At 57.3% G+C, this 18,190-nt stretch carries 13 protein-coding genes, 1 tRNA gene and 1 pseudogene; 8 read left to right on the top strand and 7 right to left on the bottom strand.

Annotation, left to right across the window (positions count from 1 at the left end):
* The first annotated feature begins 414 nt into the window (after nucleotides 1-414).
* Together QEN43_RS07030 and QEN43_RS07025 are read left to right on the top strand one after the other, a co-directional pair.
* A pseudogene (locus tag QEN43_RS07030) lies at nucleotides 415-1,791 on the top strand (IS1380 family transposase).
* A 556-nt stretch (nucleotides 1,792-2,347) separates the two neighbouring features.
* Nucleotides 2,348-2,770: a hypothetical protein gene (locus QEN43_RS07025; RefSeq protein ID WP_026610177.1), complete on the top strand. Its 423-nt coding sequence runs from the start codon at nucleotides 2,348-2,350 to the stop codon at nucleotides 2,768-2,770.
* Nucleotides 2,771-3,052: 282 nt separating this feature from the next.
* Here QEN43_RS07025 and QEN43_RS07020 read toward each other — a convergent pair.
* The 7 genes from QEN43_RS07020 to QEN43_RS06990 form a co-directional block, all read right to left on the bottom strand.
* A tRNA-Pro gene (locus QEN43_RS07020) sits at nucleotides 3,053-3,129 on the bottom strand.
* An 11-nt stretch (nucleotides 3,130-3,140) separates the two neighbouring features.
* On the bottom strand, nucleotides 3,141-4,163 hold the full coding sequence (gene ispB / locus QEN43_RS07015; RefSeq protein ID WP_026610179.1) for an octaprenyl diphosphate synthase: 1,023 nt from the start codon (nucleotides 4,161-4,163) through the stop codon (nucleotides 3,141-3,143).
* Nucleotides 4,164-5,342: 1,179 nt separating this feature from the next.
* Nucleotides 5,343-5,897, bottom strand: coding sequence for an L-threonylcarbamoyladenylate synthase (locus tag QEN43_RS07010; RefSeq protein WP_026610180.1), 555 nt, complete (start codon nucleotides 5,895-5,897; stop codon nucleotides 5,343-5,345).
* Nucleotides 5,898-5,929: 32 nt separating this feature from the next.
* On the bottom strand, nucleotides 5,930-8,230 hold the full coding sequence (gene topA, locus QEN43_RS07005) for a type I DNA topoisomerase (protein WP_026610181.1): 2,301 nt from the start codon (nucleotides 8,228-8,230) through the stop codon (nucleotides 5,930-5,932).
* A gap of 83 nt (nucleotides 8,231-8,313) precedes the next feature.
* Nucleotides 8,314-8,781, bottom strand: a complete 468-nt coding sequence (locus QEN43_RS07000) for a DUF494 family protein (RefSeq protein ID WP_026610182.1) — start codon at nucleotides 8,779-8,781, stop codon at nucleotides 8,314-8,316.
* A gap of 41 nt (nucleotides 8,782-8,822) precedes the next feature.
* On the bottom strand, nucleotides 8,823-9,935 hold the full coding sequence (gene dprA, locus QEN43_RS06995; protein ID WP_036268210.1) for a DNA-processing protein DprA: 1,113 nt from the start codon (nucleotides 9,933-9,935) through the stop codon (nucleotides 8,823-8,825).
* Entirely contained in the window at nucleotides 9,932-10,957 is a 1,026-nt protein-coding gene (locus tag QEN43_RS06990) for a LysM peptidoglycan-binding domain-containing protein (protein ID WP_026610184.1), read from the bottom strand. The genes dprA and QEN43_RS06990 overlap by 4 nt, the downstream gene beginning before the upstream one ends.
* Nucleotides 10,958-11,159: 202 nt before the next feature.
* Here QEN43_RS06990 and def point away from each other — a divergent pair, with 202 nt between their 5' ends.
* The 6 genes from def to QEN43_RS06960 all read left to right on the top strand — a co-directional run bounded on the left by def (nucleotide 11,160) and on the right by QEN43_RS06960 (nucleotide 18,131).
* Nucleotides 11,160-11,699: a peptide deformylase gene (def, locus tag QEN43_RS06985; protein WP_026610185.1), complete on the top strand. Its 540-nt coding sequence runs from the start codon at nucleotides 11,160-11,162 to the stop codon at nucleotides 11,697-11,699.
* 120 nt (nucleotides 11,700-11,819) lie between these two features.
* Entirely contained in the window at nucleotides 11,820-12,743 is a 924-nt protein-coding gene (fmt, locus tag QEN43_RS06980) for a methionyl-tRNA formyltransferase (RefSeq protein ID WP_317963870.1), read from the top strand.
* The gene (rsmB, locus tag QEN43_RS06975) at nucleotides 12,743-14,035 is read left to right on the top strand and encodes a 16S rRNA (cytosine(967)-C(5))-methyltransferase RsmB (protein ID WP_036268212.1); all 1,293 of its coding nucleotides are present in this window, start codon (nucleotides 12,743-12,745) and stop codon (nucleotides 14,033-14,035) included. The genes fmt and rsmB overlap by 1 nt, the downstream gene beginning before the upstream one ends.
* Nucleotides 14,036-14,037: 2 nt before the next feature.
* The gene (locus tag QEN43_RS06970) at nucleotides 14,038-14,595 is read left to right on the top strand and encodes a DUF4390 domain-containing protein (protein WP_051331602.1); all 558 of its coding nucleotides are present in this window, start codon (nucleotides 14,038-14,040) and stop codon (nucleotides 14,593-14,595) included.
* Nucleotides 14,577-16,763: a sensor histidine kinase gene (locus QEN43_RS06965; RefSeq protein WP_051331603.1), complete on the top strand. Its 2,187-nt coding sequence runs from the start codon at nucleotides 14,577-14,579 to the stop codon at nucleotides 16,761-16,763. Before QEN43_RS06970 ends, QEN43_RS06965 begins: the two co-directional genes overlap by 19 nt.
* A gap of 3 nt (nucleotides 16,764-16,766) precedes the next feature.
* Complete coding sequence (locus QEN43_RS06960) at nucleotides 16,767-18,131, top strand: sigma-54-dependent transcriptional regulator (RefSeq protein WP_317963869.1); 1,365 nt, start codon at nucleotides 16,767-16,769, stop codon at nucleotides 18,129-18,131.
* Nucleotides 18,132-18,190: the final 59 nt, after the last annotated feature.

Here is an 18,190-nt window from a genome sequence, read left to right as displayed (position 1 = left end):
CCTCACCGATCTGTCCGTCCTGGACCTGGAAGGGTGCACGATCGGGAATCCCTATGTCGAGCACCTCACCGATTAGAGCGTAAAGAACGGCGTGGACCGCTATTTCCTGCGCTGGCGGGAAAACCCCCACCGGCACCATTAACAGTTTTCCGTGCTGGTCGCCGATCTGACCCTGCACCGGACCCCGGGTCCCCGGCGGACGAACTCGTCACGCGCTTCCGCGGCCGCGAGGGACTTCCGGTTCCGGTCGTCGAAATAGCGACCTGATTTCGGACAAAGTGGATAGCTACGACCCACAGCCACTCGTAGCGATATTGCGCTTAGCCCGGATATTTCATCATGAGGAGGGTCGGCACAGCGTTGAAACCCGCATAAAATCAGGTTGCGAAACAGATTGTGTGGGGAGCTGTGCCGATGCCAAATTGTAGCGCTGATGAGATGACATTTGGACGCCTGGGACGGCGGGTCATCGAAGCCAATTTCCGGGGTGGAGCGATCAGTTCCGATGGCGGACTCGTGCTCTTGCGGCAGCTGGATCGACGCCTTGGCTTATCGAAGGCGGTAGCGCAGGCGTTGAACGATCCGAGGGCTCCGAACCGCATCACACATGCCCTGCAAGACCTGGTCGCCCAACGGCTTTAGGGTCTGTGTTGCGGCTATGAGGACCTCAATGATCATGACCGGCTGCGGCACGATCCGCTGCTGCAAACGGCGGTGGGCAAGGTGACGGCTCTGGCCAGCAGCCCGACGTTCTCACGCCTGGAAACCCGTGCCAGCCGTGCCGATGTGGTGGCCTTGAATCGGGTGCTGGTTGAGCAGTTCATCGCGTCCCAGCCTCAAACACCGCGCGAGCTGATCCTCGACATCGACGCCTCCGATGTGCCGCTGCACGGGCATCAGGAACTCGCCCCATTTCACGGCGACTACGATCAGTATTGCTATCTGCCGCTGTATGTCTTTTGTGGTCAAGCGCTCCTGATCTGTCTTTTGCGGCCCAGCCGGATCGATGGGGCGAAGCATTCGGCGGCGGTGATCAAACTGTTGGTGACACGCTTACGGCAGGCGTGGCCGAAGGTTCGCATCATCGTCCGGGGCGATTCCGGCTTCTGCCGGCAGAGGCTCTTGCGTTGGTGCGAACGCCATGCTGTTGGCTATGTGATCGGTGTGGTGCGCAATGCGCGCTTGCACAAGGCCGTCGCGGCTTGGGAAGACGAGCTCAAAGCCGCCTTTGCCGAAACCGGTCTCAAGCAGCGCCGCATTCACGAATTCCGCTACGCGGCCGACTCCTGGAATATCGAACGGCGCATCATCACCTGCTTGGAGTTTGGCAGCCAAGGCGCCAATCCAAGGTTCGTGGTGACGAATCTTGAAGGGAACGCCGACGCCCTCTACGATCCGCTCTACTGTCAGCGCGGAGAAGCCGACCCATTCGATAGGATCGAATGGGAGCGGAAGCCCCGAAGGGGTGAGCCGTAGGGAGGCGGCGAACAAAATCGGATCAAGGAAACACAACTGGACCTCTTCGGCACCCGCGCCAGTGGCCATAATTTTCTCGCCAACGCGCTGCGCCTGCTGTGGGCTGCCCTCGCGTATACGCTGATGCAGCGGCTGCGCGAGATCGCGCTCGCCGGTACCGAGCTGGCGCGGGCAACCGCCGCGACGATTCGGGTGAACCTCCTTAAGATCGGCGCTTCGGTGGTGCGCAATACGCGCCGCATTCCTATCCTCTTCGCCTCGCATCATCCCCAGCGTGAGACCTTTCTCGTCGCCGCCCGTATCCTCGCCACCTGACCCGGTCCGAGTGCGGTCCCCGGCACGATGACAAACAATGGGGTAAGGGGGACTTGCGTCGATTGTTCAGAAATCCCTTCGTTTTTGCCCGATCGCCTTCCCTAGTCGCATGCCGTTGACCCAACCGCCCCATTACTCCTGCCCGCGAAAAGAGCTGATGAAATATCCGGGCTAATCCGACGTTGGTCTCTCCAAGAGGCCAGTATCCGGCCCTGAAATCGCCCGGATTGCAGTCCCGGCCGTTTTTTGACTCCGTCTCTACTCGCAGCCGATCGAAAAACCCGATCTGCCTGGCGACAGTAAGGAACCAACGCTTTCTCTCCTATCGTACACGCGGACGATTCGACCCCACCCGCCGATCGCTCGCGCCGTGCCTACTGGACGTTGACGGCCTTGTATGGCTAGCGGATAAGCCCGAGGCGTTCGCCCAGTGGCTCGCCGCGGCTCAGGGCGATATCCCGCAAGCCGGAATCATCGGGGAAATCCATGACAAGGCCGACAGCCGCTCGGTGGTCGTGAATTTCGGGTCGGGGCGAAGTTACGCCAGCTGCAGGGTATGGAAGGGCGTGGGGATTTTCTTGCCGGAGCGCCGGGACAGACGCGCAAGCTGAAACACGCTTCCACAGTAGCTTATCTGACACGGCTCTTGATCCATGGGTATGTCATGCTGGCTATCTCTGATGAGGACGGTTTTCCGGTCGAAGAAATGGGCCTCGTGACGTACGAGGACGACACTATGGTCTCGCTTTGCGCCTGTGCTGTGGGCGCCGTAGAGACGGCACCGGGCGAGTGCGGAAACCACGCGGTCATTCTCGATGACACATGCCAAAGCGCAAACAACGAAAACGGGATCAAGACGGCGTCTTCGAGCGTCCGGACTCGCCGTTCTGGCGGTGCACCTACACCGACGCTAACGGCCGAACGGTTCGGTGCTCTACTCAAGTTCGACGCGAAGACGATCCGTGAAAGGAGAGAGTGAAGGCGATCCGAGCAAGCTGGGCTGTAGAAATCGCGGGAGAGAAGCCCAGCGGGCCAAAGCCGAAAAAGAAGGGCCCGACGTTCGACGGTTTGATGGTTCTGTACCTCGACGGCCCTAGCGTGGAAAAGCGAAGCCACGAACGAGACCTTCGAATTACGGACTGGCTATATGCTCACCTGTTCCCGGGCTCAGTGCGGGATGCAGTAGCCGTACTGGATGCGAACGCGGTTTTACGCTGCCGAGAATGCCGTGTGAGGGTGCGGAATAAGACTTTGATTTAAATGGTCGGGGTGAGAGGATTCGAACCTCCGACTCCTGCCTCCCGAAAGCAGTGCTCTACCAGGCTGAGCTACACCCCGAATAGTGGACTTTAATAGCTTCGTTCGACCGATAAGTGGGCTAATCGAACGAGGGCGTCTTTATATTCCGATGCGGGAAGAACGCTGAGCAGTTCGACCGCTTTGTCTGCTTCTTCCCTAGCGCGCCGTGCAGTGTACGCGATTGCGTCGGTAGATTCAACGATTTCGTAAACTTCGCGGAATGCATCACGATCGCCGTTCTCGATGGCGTTGCGGAGTACTGCGGCTTGGGCCGCGTTGCCGTGCTCAATGGCATAGATCAGGGGCAACGTCGGCTTGCCTTCGGCTAAGTCGTCGCCCAGATTTTTCCCGAGTTCTTCGGGATTGGCCATGTAATCCAAGGCATCGTCAATTAGTTGAAAGGCAATTCCGAGGTGAAGGCCGTAGTCCTTCAGCGCCAGTTCGATCGGTTCCGAAGCGCCTGTCAATACGGTCGCGAGTTGCGCCGCAGCGCTGAACAGAATTGCGGTTTTACGGGAGATGACTTCGAGATACTTGTGTTCGGTTGTCGCGGGGTTGTTGCAATTGAGTAGCTGTAATACCTCGCCTTCGGCGATCGCCGTAGTGGTGCGGGAAAGAATCTCCATGACGCGGAGGTTCCGCACACTCACCATGAGTTCGAACGAGCGCGAGTATAGATAATCCCCCACTAAGACACTGGCCGCGTTTCCCCAGAGCGCGTTAACGGTATTTCGTCCTCGGCGGAGGGTCGATTCGTCGACGACATCGTCGTGGAGCAAGGTCGCCGTGTGAATGAACTCGATAACCGCCGCGAGGGTAATGTGTTGCTGTCCTCGATACTGCAGGGCTTTGGCGACCAGCAGCAACAGCATCGGCCTGAGGCGTTTGCCGCCGCTGTTTACGATATACCGGCCGATCTGATTGATGAGTAGCACATCGGAGCTGAGCTCGCGAAGAATGAGCCGATCTACAGCCGCAGTTTCCTCTTCTACCAAACAGCGGATACTCGCGAAGGCTGTTTTTGGATCTTGTGAAGCTGTCGGCGTGATCTGTGACGAAGTCGATATGGTCATTAAGTATGAAGTCGCTCTCGCTGCGGCGGTGTCCTGCAAAATGGTGGAATGCTATGGATGAGAACTCGGTGTGTCAAGTTAAAAACGTCCGGATTGTTGGAAGCCAATACCTGTCCAGGGTTATAGCGTCTGATCCGTACGGTTTCAACGAAGCTTGGTGACGGCTGAAAGAGACAGGGGGCGACTACAGAAGAGTCTGATGAGGTTCGAAAACACGTATACATGTCGGAAAAAGGGAGGCGACGCGGTCTTTGGAAGGCCGTGAGCGGGCGTTCCGCCGATACCTCGACTGCTACGGGGAAGTGGGTCTCCAAGGATTGAACGACCAACGGTTAGTTGGTGGGACGAGGTTTGATCGTAAGGTAACGAAGCGGTTGCGCGTCGAGATAATTCCGCGGTCTACTCGCCCGAAACATGAGGCGTTTCGAGTGTGCCTTGGCTACCTCCTAGGCTCGCTTACTGAAGGTACTGGTGCTGACGGATATCACCGCCGTGAATGACGCAACCCGGCGACCGGAGGGGTTCCATCGGACGGTCTTCGATCGGGAAATCGGCCACACGGCGCGGTAAGTCGGTTCGGCCTTCGTCCGCTTCCTGCGTGGTTTCCAAGACCAGGTTTTGCGCGAGCAGCGTTAACGCGCAGTAGGAAAGACAACGATATCCGTTTCTTGGGGCCGTCTTGCGGCTTCCAGTTGACCGCCACCGTCGCCACTACGTCAAAGCCCAAGGTGTGCGTCTACTGTTACGTGGACGGCGGCTTGGCGGTAATGCGAGGCTCGCGCAGTTCGGTTACCTATGGTAGCAATGGCCATTGCCTTGAATCGGACCTGAAGGCCGCGGCCGGACTCCGATCCACGGCGGCAACAGTGGCTGCGCACCCCCAAAAACGAGACCAATCGATTGTTGACGACAGCGATATATCCGGATTCGGGGTTAGATGTTAAGGAAGCTCTGAACAAGAGGATTCGGGTCAAGCCCCTTCGATTGTGTTCATAAGAGACTTGGACAAGCGTGTCCTCATGCCGTCGAAGGGTGTATGTCTTGAGCTTTGTCGAAAGCCTCAGGACAGGACTGGCGAAGGATTTAAAACCCCATTTCGCTCCCTCTGGATCATCCATCGCTACCCAGGGTTTGTGGATAAAGCTAAGCCCAGAAGAAAAAGGCTCATCCAAAGGTTTCTTAACGTATCCGAACGCCGGTGGATGCGTCGTAGATCATGGTGGGACCGCCCAGTCCACCGAGTCGCCCGGGGACGACCAATACCTGGTCGGTCGAAAAGTAACGCCGAACCGCGGTCGGGGTGCGGGCAGGCGGGCGGCCGCTTTTGTTAGCGCTGGTCGATACGATGGGCCCACCGAAAGCGCGGCACAGGGCGGCGGCATCCCGGTGTGCCGTGACGCGAACCGCTAGGCTTGCGTGTTCGCCTCGCAGCCATTTCGGAACCCATCCGGCCGCAGGGACGATCCAGGTGACGGGGCCCGGCCAGGTGGCCAAGATTCTGCTCTGCATCGCGTCGTTGGGGATGTCGAGATAAGACTCGATTTGGTCGAATTCGGCGGCAATGAGGATCAGTCCTTTTGTCGTGGGGCGTTCTTTCAGCGCCAGCAGGCGCAACACCGCCTCTCGGTCTAGAGGATTACACCCGAGCCCGTACACACCCTCGGTAGGATAAGCGACGATGCCGCCGCGACGGAGATGGGTCGCCGCGAGCCTCAGGCGAAATCGCGAAGGCATCGCTTTGCGGGCTCGCAGGTAACAGGTAAAAGCTAGGTTGCAGCTTCGGCCAGCGGCTCGCCTTCATAAGGCGAGACATAACCGCATTCCTTACGGGGGCAGACTTTCTCGGTGCCGCGCCGCTTGGTGACTTTCAGTGTCAAGATAGGCCAGCCGCAATTTGGGCAAGGCTCGGCAATGGGCGGGTTCCAGACCGCGTAGCTGCAACTCGGGTAAGTATTGCAGGAGAAGAACAACTTCCCGAAGCGCGATTTGCGTTTGATCAATTGGCCCTTCTTGCATTCCGGACAATGTACCCCGGTTTCCTCGGGCTTTTCGAGCGGCTCGATGTGCTTACACTTAGGATAATTGCTGCAGCCTATGAACTTCCCGAACCGACCGGTCTTGATTACCAGCGGCGAGGAACATTCCGGGCAGACCCTTCCTTCCACGACTTCCGACGCGGCGGGCATAGCATCCCCGTTGATGTTGCGGGTGTATTTGCACTCTGGGTAGTTGGTGCACCCTATGAAGCGACCGTTACGTCCCAGGCGTATGGAAAGTCGTCCGCCGCACTCGGGGCAGGTCTCATCGAGCAATTCGTGCGTGACGTCCGCGCGTTTCAGGCTTTCATCCTTGGCATCGATCAGCGACTTGAACGGATACCAGAACTCCCGCATCAGAGGAATCCAACTCCTTTCGCCGCGCGAGACGGCATCGAGGTCGTCTTCCAAATTGGCAGTGAAGTTGTAATCGACGTACTGGGTGAAATGTTCGGTCAGAAACTTGTTGACGATGCGTCCTACATCCGTCGGGCGAAAACGCTTGTTTTCCAAGACGACGTAACGTCGCTGCTGGAGAGTCGAGATAATGGTCGCATAGGTCGACGGTCGGCCTATGCCGTATTCCTCCAATGCCTTGACCAGGCTCGCTTCGGTGTACCGCGGCGGCGGTTCGGTGAAATGCTGATCGGTGACGATATCGAGCAAATCGACCGACTGGCCTTCTTTTAGCCCAGGGAGAAAACTTTCATCGTCTTCGCTCGGAACATCGTCCTTACCCTCGAGATAGACGCTCATGAAGCCCGGGTTCACGACCGTCGAACCGGTCGCCCTGAAAACGCCCTTCGTGCCGCAGGACAGATCGACCGAGACGGTCTTGATGGTGGCATGGATCATTTGGCAGGCGACGGTCCGTTTCCAGATCAGATTGTAAAGTTTGTACTGATCAGCAGTGAGATAGGGTTTGACCTGTTCCGGCAGCCGAAAAGCCGAGGTCGGCCGAATCGCCTCGTGGGCTTCCTGAGCGTTCTTGCTCTTTGTCTTGTATACGGGCGGCTGCTTGGGCAGATTTTCCTCGCCGAATCGGGACGCGATCAGTTCGCGAATTTCCTGTACCGCTTCGCTGGCAAGATTGACCGAATCGGTACGCATATAGGTGATGAGACCCGTGGATTCGCCGCCCAGATCGATGCCTTCATACAGCTGCTGAGCGATCGTCATGGTGCGCTTGGTCGTGAACCCCAGCTTGCGGGCCGCCTCCTGCTGAAGAGTGGATGTAATGAACGGTGCCGCGGGATTCCTTTTGCGCTCCTTTTCTTCGATTTTTTCCACCCGGAGCTTGCCGTTCGCTGCCGCAAGCAGTTCGTTTCGGGCATGGGTCGCCTGCTCTTCGGTAACGATGCTGAATTGTTCCAGCTTGGCGCCGTTCAAGCTGATAAGCCGGGCGCGGAAGTTCTGACCTTCGGCATTGGCTTCAGCGTCGAGGGTCCAATATTCCTGGCTCTTGAAGTTCTCGATTTCGATCTCGCGCTCGACAATCATCCGGAGTGCGGGGCTTTGCACCCGTCCGGCCGACAAGCCGCGCCGAATCTTTTTCCACAGCAACGGCGAGAGTTTGAAACCGACCAGGTAATCGAGAGCGCGGCGTGCCTGCTGTGCGTTGATCAGGTCGGTGGAGAGCGTTTTGGGGTTTTGAATCGCCTCGGTAATGGCGCGCTTGGTGATCTCATGGAAGACCACGCGATGCACCGGTTTGTTATCGAGCACTTTGCGGTCTTTGAGGATCTCGTAAATGTGCCAGGAAATGGCTTCACCTTCGCGGTCGGGGTCGGTCGCGAGAAACAAGGCGTCAGCCTTCTGAGCGGCCTTGGTGATGGTTTGTACGTGCTTCTCGTTTTTCTCGATGAGCTCGTACTTCATCGCGAAATCGTGATCGGGATCAACAGCCCCTTCTTTGGGAACAAGGTCGCGGACATGGCCATAGGACGCGCAGACCTGAAAATCTCGGCCGAGATATTTTTCAATGGTCTTGGCTTTTGCTGGTGATTCAACAATGACCAGGTTTTGACTCATGGAGCTTAAGCGTGCGAACTACTTGCGTTTTTACAGAAAAGGATCCTTCGGTTTCTTCCGTGCCGAAGAAAACGGATGGCTTATCAATGCAGATAATTAGGCAGGTTTCCGTAAACGAGATTTTCCATGCGCGCGAAGGCGACTTCCTCGTTGGGTTGGCTGAATAGGACCATCAACACGATCCACTTCAGGTTTTCCAGGGAGATTGTTTCTTCCTTGAATGCCATCACACGATCTATGACCAGTTCCCGGCTCGTCGGCGTGAGAATCCCGTTTTGTTCCAGAAATAGCAGGAGGCCACGGCATTCAGTATCGAGTTTCGCCATCTCCTGCGTAGAAAAGATGCGAAATGCGGGCGAGGAAGCAGGCTTGATCGAATTTTGCTCAGCTAAAGATTCGAGCCAGTCGAAAGCTTTATTGATTTCGGTCTGGGGAAATCCGGCTTCCAAGAGCTCTGTACGAATCATGTCGGGGTCGGGTGTCAGTTCGACATCATCATCCATGTAGTTTTCGAACAGATAGATCAAAACATCGAATACGTTTTCTTTCATTGAGCGGTCTCAACTAAGGGATGGAGCAGCGGCTAGGACGTTTACTGGATCCGGAAGTACTGTCCTCCGGCGGTGGAGGCAACGTGGCCTTGCAGTTCCAACATCAAAAGCATCGACATGATGACTTCCGGTGTTTTTCCTGTGGCTGCCACTAGAGTATCCACAGAGGTTGGGTCATACGCAATATATTTCAAGAGTTCCATATAGGGCTGATCGGTTTCCGAGTCGGTTTGAAACGAAGGTTCGTAGGCTTGGACGGTTGATTGCGTCTGGAATTCCTCGACGATATCTTCGACCGTTTGGACCAGTTTTGCTCCGTTTTTTATCAACTCATTGCATCCTCGAGAGAGCGGGCTGTAAATTGAGCCCGGAACGGCAAACACTTCGCGCCCCTGCTCCGCCGCAAAGCGGGCCGTGATCAAGGATCCCGACCGAGACGTTGCCTCGACGACCACGGTACCCAGGGAGAGACCGCTGATAATGCGGTTGCGGCGCGGAAAATGTTCTGCTTTGGGACCGGTGCCGGTCGGGAACTCGGATATGAGAGCGCCGCTCCGCTCGACGATTGTCTCCGCCAATTCCTGGTGTCGACGCGGATAGACGCGATCCAGCCCGGTGGCCGCTACGGCTATGGTGATACCGTCCGCTTCGAGCGCGCCGGAATGCGCGGCAGCATCGATTCCCAATGCGAGTCCGCTGGTGATGGTGAAACCGGCGGAAACCAGACCTCTGGCGAGGTCTCGCGCGATTCGCCGGCCCGATGGTGAAGGATTTCGGCTTCCAACGACCGCGATCTGACGAGTCGATAGAGCGGAGATATCGCCCCTGACGAACACCAGCGGCGGTGGGTCGGGGATTTCGCGGAGCAGTGGTGGGTATCGGGGATCGTGCAGGATCAGGCAATCATGGCCGGAGGCGCTTAGCCAGTGGAGATCAGTTTCCACGGCTTGCCAATCTGGCCGGCAGAGATACGAGATCGTTGGTTCCTTGAGACCCAAGGCGGCCAGATCGGCAGCCTTGGTTTCGAAAAGCACCCTGGGGGAGTGAACGTGGGCAAGAATGGCACAAAACCGCCTGCTGCCGATAAGAGGCGCTCTGTGCAGAGCCAACCAGTAACGCAGTTCTTCGCGGTTTGGCGGAGAGCCCGGTGTCAAGGGTTCGCAGCGAGGTCCAAGACGTGAATCGCGCGCGTTGCTTTCATGATCAGCGCATAGCTGACGCGCTCAAACGGCCGGAAGATCATCAGCGTGCCGGCGTGTTCCGGAGGTGACATCACGGTTTCACCGGGTCTTTGGCTAACGATGTCCCGTATTGGGCGTCCTTTCTGATAGATGTCGAGGACATGGCCGGTTTCTATGCCGTCGGCAGTCCCCTTATCGATCACCACGACCTGGTATTGACCGATCTGCGAGACGCCGTCTAGGACGCCGATGATGTGAGCCTCCATGGGGCGATCGGGCGCATGTGGCTCGAACCGAAGCTGGATTTTTTCTTGCTCGACCGGCAGGAGCCGGTCGCCAATGATTGCTTCGCGCTCGCCGCGGGTCAACAGTAGCGTCGCTGGATCACCGGCGCGTTCCAGTTGGCTGTCGGCCACGTAAACCGCTTCGTAACCGAGAATGTCTCCGGTGACGGCGTCCCTGTATGGCGTGCCCGGTCGAAACACGGTGAATGCCTGGGTTGTTCCTTCCTCGATGGCGCGCACGTATACCCGGTCTCCATTTCCGCCGACGATATGCTCGTCGACGAAGTCCACGATGTATGGTGCTTCTCTCAATTCGCGTTCACTGACCACGCGAGGTCGAGATAGGAATTGGCGAATCGCGTCCATCGGGATGACGGGTATGGCTCGCTCGATAGGGCTGACTCGGACTTCCGGGCTCAGACGAACCTCGGACGGCGTCTCGACTTGCAGGCGCGGCTCGCCGTTCACGTAACTCAGGGCAATCACGTCGCCAGGATAAATCAGATGGGGGTTCTGGATGTGCGGGTTGTTGTGCCAAATCTCCGGCCATTGCCACGGCTTGCTCAGGAATCTGCCAGAAATGTCCCAGAGCGTGTCGCCCCGCACTACAGTGTAACGGTCGGGATGATCGGGATTGAGCTGAATATGATCGGCCAACGCCGTACCGACGACGAACGATAAACCAATACTCATAAAGCTTCGAAGCGTCATCTTTTCTCCTGCTCGCCGCATGCGTACGCCACCGTTTTCGCGTGGGGAAGTGCCGGACCCGCTGCACGCCCCGGTTTGCGATAGGGTGTGTGCAACTTTCAAAAAGGAACCGAGTCTTAATGGACGGCGTTCAAAGTCTAGTTGAATTTCGTTAGAATTCCATTGAATTGGACTTACGCATTTTGCGTCCACAATTATTGTTATGGCCATCTTAACCATTCTCGAATTTCCCGATGACCGGCTCCGCAAGAAGGCGGCTCCCGTAGCAGAGGTCGACGAGTCGATCAAGCGCCTGGTGGACGACATGTTCGAAACGATGTATGCGGCTCCCGGCGTGGGTCTTGCCGCAACGCAGGTTAATGTCCAAAAACGCATCGTGGTCATCGATGTGTCCGAGGAGAAGAACAACCCGGTCTGCCTGATCAATCCCGAGATCGTGGAGAAGAGTGGAAGCGAGGAAATGGACGAGGGCTGCCTATCGGTCCCCGGTGTTTTTGAAAAGGTAACCCGAGCCGAAACGGTCAAGGTTCGCGCATTGGACCGAAATGGCGACGCTTTTGAGCTGGAAGCCGATGGGCTTCTCGCCGTGTGCATCCAGCACGAGATCGATCATCTGGATGGAAAGTTGTTCGTCGATTATCTCTCGCCGTTGAAACGGCAGCTTATCCGTAAGAAACTGAAAAAGGAGCAGCGGCAGAGAGCTTCTCAACAGCCGCAGAAAAAAGCACGAGCGGCTGTCTGATTCCGGATATCCCGATTTTGCCGGGAGAAGGATTCGCTCCAGGCAGAGTGGGTCCTGCCTATGAACTGCGCGACGGCGTAGGTCGCGCTCTTGCGTCGTAGCCATTCACCGTTTCCACTTATGAAGATCGTATTCGCCGGTACGCCGGAGTTCGCTGTTCCTACCCTCGAAATGCTTTTGGAGAGTCCGCACGATGTTTGTGCGGTCTATACCCAACCCGATCGCCCTGCAGGTCGAGGGTGGAAACTCAAGCCGAGCCCGGTCAAGGAGGTGGCGCAGTCGCGCGGTGTTTCCGTTTATCAGCCCGTGACGCTGAAGGACCCTGAGGAGCAGGAGCGGCTACGATCTTTCAAAGCAGATTTGATGGTGGTGGTGGCTTACGGGCTTATCCTGCCCCAACCGATTTTGGAGATTCCCCGGCTGGGTTGCGTCAATGTCCATGCGTCCTTGCTGCCGCGGTGGCGAGGGGCCGCACCCATACAGCGGGCGATTCTGGCGGGCGACGAGACGACGGGCATTACCATTATGAAGGTGGAACCACGGCTGGATGCGGGTCCGATGTTGCATAAGAAGATCTGCAGAATAGCGCCTTTGGAAACGGCCGGAGAACTGCACGATCGCTTGGCTCGGCTCGGTGCGGAAGCGCTGGCGGAGGTATTGCCTGCGATCGAGGCCGGGACGGTGAGGCTGGAGGTTCAGGATGAAACCCAAGTCACCTATGCGGCGAAGCTCGAAAAGCATGAGGCGCGTCTGGATTGGAACATGCCGGCTGTAGAGCTGGAACGCCGCGTCAGAGCGTTCAATCCTTGGCCCGTAGCCGAAACCTCTTACCGCGGGCAGACCTTACGAATTTGGCGGGCGGAAAGCCTGGATGAGCCAGCATCGGCCGAGCCTGGAACGCTTCTGGAACGCGATCGGACGCTGGATGTCGCGACCGGCCAGGGTGTGCTACGGCTACTGGAAGTGCAGCTTCCAGGTGGGAAGCGGATGTCGGCGCAGGCGTTCTTGAACGCTCATCCAGTCAAATTGGAACGCTTGGGCTGATGGAGTTGAATTCACGTGCACTCGCGGCCGATGTGCTCGTTCAGGTTGTCGGAGAACGGAAAACCCTTAACCAGGCGCTCGAATCCACCCTGCCCAAGATTCCTCGGGAAAACGACCGTGCGTTTGTACAAGCGCTATGCTACGGCGTCATGCGCTGGTACTGGCGGCTGGATTATCTGGTCGCGCTGCTGACTCGAAAGCCAGTCAAGGATCTCGACATCCGGATGCTGGCGATGCTCGGTCTGTATCAGCTGAAGTACATGCGGGTGAAGCCCTACGCTGCGGTGACCGAGACGGTATCGGCGGCAAGACGAAAATCGTGGGCGAAGCCGTTTCTGAACGGGATTTTGCGTAGTTATCTGCGGGAACAAGCGACGCTGGAAGCCCGGTCAGCGGAAAGGGAGGCGATCGCGGAAGCTCATCCGGAATGGTTGGTTTCTGCGTTACAGCAGGACTGGCCGGACCGTTATGCAGAGATTCTGCGGCAAAACAATCTGGCACCACCCATGGTTGTGCGGGTGAACTGCCGGACGATCACGCGGGCTGCCTATCTGGATCAATTGGCCCGGGCAGGCATTTCGGCCTATGCTTCTCCGATAGGCGATACGGCCGTGGTTTTGGAAAGCCCGGTGCCGGTCGAGAATCTGCCGGGTTTCGCGAAAGGTTGGGTATCTGTGCAGGATGCTGCCGCTCAATTAGCTGCACCGTTGCTGGAGCTGGAGTCCGGTTTGCGTGTGCTCGACGTTTGTGCGGCTCCGGGCGGCAAATTGATGCATATTCTCGAAGCTTGTCCCGATTTGAAAGAAGTCGTCGCGGTCGACGTCTCTCCGGAGCGGGTCGTGAGGATTCACGACAACCTCGCGCGCGCCGGTCTGACTGCCAAAGTGCTAACTGCCGATGCGACAAATCCTAGCGCATGGTGGGACGGTCGGGCCTTCGATCGGATTTTGTTGGATGCGCCCTGTTCCGCCACCGGAGTGATACGCCGCCATCCGGATATCAAGGTATTGCGTACGCCCGACGACCTTGTCGGATTGCAAGACCTGCAGCGGCGAATTTTGGATGCCGTCTGGCCGCTGTTGGCGCCCGGCGGAAGACTGCTTTACGTGACGTGTTCCGTTTTACGTCAGGAAAATGAAGCGAGAATCGCCGAGTTTCTTAAGACCCACTCTGATGCGTTGGATGTGCCGATCAAGGCGACGTGGGGGGAGGCCGTCAGCCATGGCCGTCAGATATTGACCGGAGACCAGGGGATGGACGGTTTTTATTATGCTCGTATAGCGAAAATCTGATAGTGCTCCACCGTTTGCGTCAATGGGGCTTTCTTGTCGGCCTGTTGTTGGCCTTCGATGCCGTTTGCGCGGATTACGGGTTCCGCATCATACGCGCCGAGTTCGTACCGTCCGGGCAAATTTACACGTTGAATGCGGATATCGATTATCGTTTCAGCGAGTCCGCCCTCGAAGCCCTAAAGCACGGAGTGCCTTTAACGCTCGTCATGCGGCTGAAGATCAAACGTCACCGCCATTACTGGCTGGATGAGACGATCCTAAGCGAAAGCCGTAGGTTCCGGATTCTGTATCATCCCCTGGGCAGGTCGTTCCAGATCATCCACGATGGCGGAAACACTGAGAGCTTTGCGAGCCTGAGGGCTCTGCTGGAAGCTATGGGGGCGGTCAGGGGCTGGTTCGCTTTGTCAAGCGATCGCATCGTCAAGGGCAATCGATACGACGCGAGCCTGTCGGTGAATCTGGATATAGAGTCCTTGCCGCTTCCTTTGCGACCGGTCGCCTACGTTTCTCCAAGTTGGTATCTCGGGAGTTCCTGGTACCGATGGCGCGTCGCAGACTGAGACCGCCGCTGAGTCTGACGATCCTGGTGCTGTTTTCGGCACTTCTGGTGTCGCTTCATCTTATGAGCACCGCGACCCAAGACGCCTCCCAGCTCGGAAAAATGTATTCCTGGCTGGTCTTGATCAACTCGCTGGGATCGGTGCTGCTCTTGGGGTTGGTGGGTGCCAATGTCTATTGGCTGCTGAAGCAGTTGAAGCGGAAAGCGGCCGGTTACAATCTCACGCTGCGCATGGTCTTTTTGTTCACGCTGCTGAGCTTGGCCCCGGCCACCATCGTGTTTCATTACTCCATGCAGTTCCTTCAGCAGAGTATCGACAGTTGGTTCGACGTTCGCATCGACCAGGCCATGGAGGACGCTCTGCAATTGGGGCAGGCGGCTTTGGACGAACGTATGCGCGCCGTTTTGAAGCAGACCGAACAGATGGCCCAACGCTTGGAAGGGTCGCCGGAAGGGCTGGTGCCGATACGTTTGGCGGAACTGCGCAGTCATGCGGAAGAGGGAGAGCTAACGGTTTTTTCCAAGCAAGGACGCATCATCGCGTTTATCGGGAGCCAAACCGGAAGAATCATTCCGGATTTTCCGGAAACCGCCGTCCTACTCCAAGTCAAGCAGGGTAAATCCTACGTGGGGCTCGAATCCGACGTTGGCAACGGCTTGCAGATCAGGGCGGTTGTGTCCGTTGCCGGAGACGATGCGCAATACCTGCAAGGCATTTACCCAGTGCCTTTGCGTGTGGCGGATCTCGCGAAAACCGTGGAGGACGCGTATGTTCATTACAAAGAGCTTACCTTTCTGCGCGGATCCTTGAAGCTGACATTTTCGCTGACTCTGTCGTTGGTGCTGCTTTTGAGTCTCTTGGCGGCCATGTGGTCGGCTTTTCTCAGCATTCGCCGCATCGTCGCCCCAGTCCGCTATCTCGCCCAAGGCACGAGAGCCGTGGCTCAAGGCAATTACGAGAAGCGCTTGCCGGTGAGACGCAAGGACGAACTCGGCTTCTTGGTGGAGTCGTTCAACGCGATGACGCAGAAAATCGCCCAGGCGCGGGACGAGGCGCAGCACTCCCGGCAGGAGGTGGAACGCCAGCGCGCTTATCTGGAAACCGTATTGGCTAATCTATCTTCCGGCGTGTTGAGCTTCGACGGATCGATGAGATTACTGACCGCCAATCAAGCGGCAAACGCCATTCTTCACGCCGAGCTCGACAAGAGCGTCGGCGCGACGATCGATGAGTTGACGAAAGCACAGCCGCATCTAACCGATTTGATGCAGATCGTGGGAAACAGGCTGGAAAAAGAGAAAAGCATCTGGCGCGAAGAAATTCCCTTTGTTGGGCCAAAAGGTCGCCAGGAATTATTGTGCCGGGGAACGCCGCTGTTCGGTCCGGACGGTGAATCACAAGGCGCCGTCGTAGTGTTCGACGATGTGACTGCGCTGATCCAGGCTCAGCGTCAGGCCGCGTGGAGTGAAGTGGCTCGACGTTTGGCGCACGAGATCAAGAATCCACTCACGCCGATTCAACTTTCGGCCGAACGTCTCAAGCACAAGCTGTCGAAGAGCTTGGAAACGGCAGAAGCCGAGGTGCTGGACCGCGCCACCCGGACCATCGTGCAACAGGTCGAGGCAATGAAAACGATGGTCAATGCTTTCTCGGAGTACGCCAAGCCGTCGATCATTCAATTGCAGCGTATCGATATCGACATGCTCATCGAGGAGGTAGTGGCGCTTTATCCGCCTCAATCCGGTTTGGAATTCGAGCTCGATCTGGTGCCGGCCTTGCCTCCGATTTATGTAGACCCCGTCAGAATCCGGCAGGTTCTGCACAATATGATCAAGAACGCTCAGGAGGCCATTGCCCCTGGTGTGTTGGGTAAAATGAACATCAAGACGCGAAAGGTCGAAGAAAACCGCCACTGCTACGTGGAAATCGAGCTGCACGACTCGGGTCCCGGTATTCCACCCGAGCAAGCCGACCGGATTTTCGAGCCTTATGTGACGACCAAATCGAAAGGTACCGGATTGGGATTGGCAATTGTGAAGAAGATCGTCGAGGAACATGGCGGAACCATACGGCTGATTTCGGAGCGCGGCGAAGGCGCGCGCTTCCTCATACGACTACCCATAGCGACCGAATCGACGGCGGCGCACGGGATGGCGGTGGAGGTTTGAGAGGTGGTCAAAGCGAACATTCTGGTGGTGGACGACGAGCCGGACATCCGCCAACTGCTTCAGGAAATTCTGGAAGACGAGGGGTATCAGGTTGCCGTAGCCGAAAACGCGAGCGCCGCGCGCAAGTGCAGGGCGGAGCGCATGCCGGACCTGATATTGCTGGATATCTGGATGCCGGACGAGGACGGCATCACCTTACTGAAAGAATGGCTTCAGGAAGACCAGTTGTGCCCCGTCATCATGATGTCCGGCCACGCGACGGTCGAGACGGCGGTCGAAGCCACGCGGCTCGGGGCTTACGATTTTCTCGAAAAACCGCTGTCGATGGCCAAGCTGCTGGTTACCGTAGACCGGGCACTGGAAAACGCCAGACTCAAGCGGGAAAACATCGGGCTAAAGCGGCGCGTCGACATCCCGATTGAACCGGTCGGCAAGAGCGCGGCCATGGAGCGTTTGCGCGACCAAATCAAGCGTCTGGCTCAGCATGATGCGCGGGTGCTGTTCGTGGGCGAACCAGGCACCGGAAAGGAAACCCTAGCTCGTTATCTACATGCCAACAGCCCGCGGCGCGACGGTCCTTTCATAGACGTGGGGGTGGGTACGATCGCACCGCAGTACTCCGCGGAGGAGTTTTTCGGCCGGGTGGAAGATGGCCGGATTCACTACGGATTGCTGGAGCAGGCGCACGGCGGAACGCTATTCCTGGACGAAGTGGCCGACATGGAAGGTGAAACCCAGTTGCGCCTTCTCAGCGCCTTGGAGTCGAGCTCGTTTTCGCGGGTCGGCGGGAGTGAGCTGATCACCGTGGACGTGCGCATCATCGCGTCGACCCGGAAGTCGCTGGAGGAAGAAGTTCGGGCCGGCCGTTTTCGGCGTGAGCTCTATTATCTTTTGAACATCGTCACGCTCAAGGTTCCACCCTTGCGCGAACATAGCGAGGACATACCGGAGCTGCTGCGGTTCTATGTGGATTATTTCGTGAGCCGGGAGAAACTTCCATTCCGAAAGTTTCCCGTGCCGGTTCAGAATTTTTTGCGGCACTATCCGTGGCATGGCAACATTCGCGAGCTCAAGAACCTCGTGCAACGCCTGTTGATCCTGGGTAGCGGGGACGAGGTCGAGCTGGACGAAGTGAAAGCCGCTCTGGGCGAGTCCTTGGGAGAAGCCGACGCGGTTGCCGGCCAACCCGATTTTTACGACCTGCCGCTCAAGGAGGCGCGCGAAAGGTTCGAAAAGGCATATCTCGAATATCACCTGGAAAAATACAGCGGAAGCGTTGCCCGCCTTTCTCATGCGATCGGTCTCGAACGCACCCACCTGTATCGGAAGCTCAATGCTTTGGGGATCAAATTTCGAGAAAAGCGGTAGCCTCGGTGGTTCTCGCGTTTGCCGCTAACCGTTTTCGTCGTCTCAGTTCCTGCTCTCGA

The sequence above is a fragment of the Methylocaldum szegediense genome (assembly GCF_949769195.1).
Lineage (GTDB): Bacteria > Pseudomonadota > Gammaproteobacteria > Methylococcales > Methylococcaceae > Methylocaldum > Methylocaldum szegediense.
This window is presented reverse-complemented; position numbering and strand designations above follow the sequence as displayed.

Excerpts from the sequence above, each read along its gene's own strand:
- QEN43_RS07025 (WP_026610177.1), top strand. The coding sequence starts at position 2,348 with ATGGAAGGGCGTGGGGATTTTCTTGCCGGAGCGCCGGGACAGACGCGC.
- def (WP_026610185.1), top strand. The coding sequence starts at position 11,160 with ATGGCCATCTTAACCATTCTCGAATTTCCCGATGACCGGCTCCGCAAG.
- rsmB (WP_036268212.1), top strand. The coding sequence starts at position 12,743 with ATGGAGTTGAATTCACGTGCACTCGCGGCCGATGTGCTCGTTCAGGTT.
- ispB (WP_026610179.1), bottom strand. The coding sequence starts at position 4,163 with ATGACCATATCGACTTCGTCACAGATCACGCCGACAGCTTCACAAGAT.
- QEN43_RS07000 (WP_026610182.1), bottom strand. The coding sequence starts at position 8,781 with ATGAAAGAAAACGTATTCGATGTTTTGATCTATCTGTTCGAAAACTAC.
- QEN43_RS07010 (WP_026610180.1), bottom strand. The coding sequence starts at position 5,897 with ATGCCTTCGCGATTTCGCCTGAGGCTCGCGGCGACCCATCTCCGTCGC.
- topA (WP_026610181.1), bottom strand. The coding sequence starts at position 8,230 with ATGAGTCAAAACCTGGTCATTGTTGAATCACCAGCAAAAGCCAAGACC.
- QEN43_RS06965 (WP_051331603.1), top strand. The coding sequence starts at position 14,577 with ATGGCGCGTCGCAGACTGAGACCGCCGCTGAGTCTGACGATCCTGGTG.
- fmt (WP_317963870.1), top strand. The coding sequence starts at position 11,820 with ATGAAGATCGTATTCGCCGGTACGCCGGAGTTCGCTGTTCCTACCCTC.
- QEN43_RS06990 (WP_026610184.1), bottom strand. The coding sequence starts at position 10,957 with ATGACGCTTCGAAGCTTTATGAGTATTGGTTTATCGTTCGTCGTCGGT.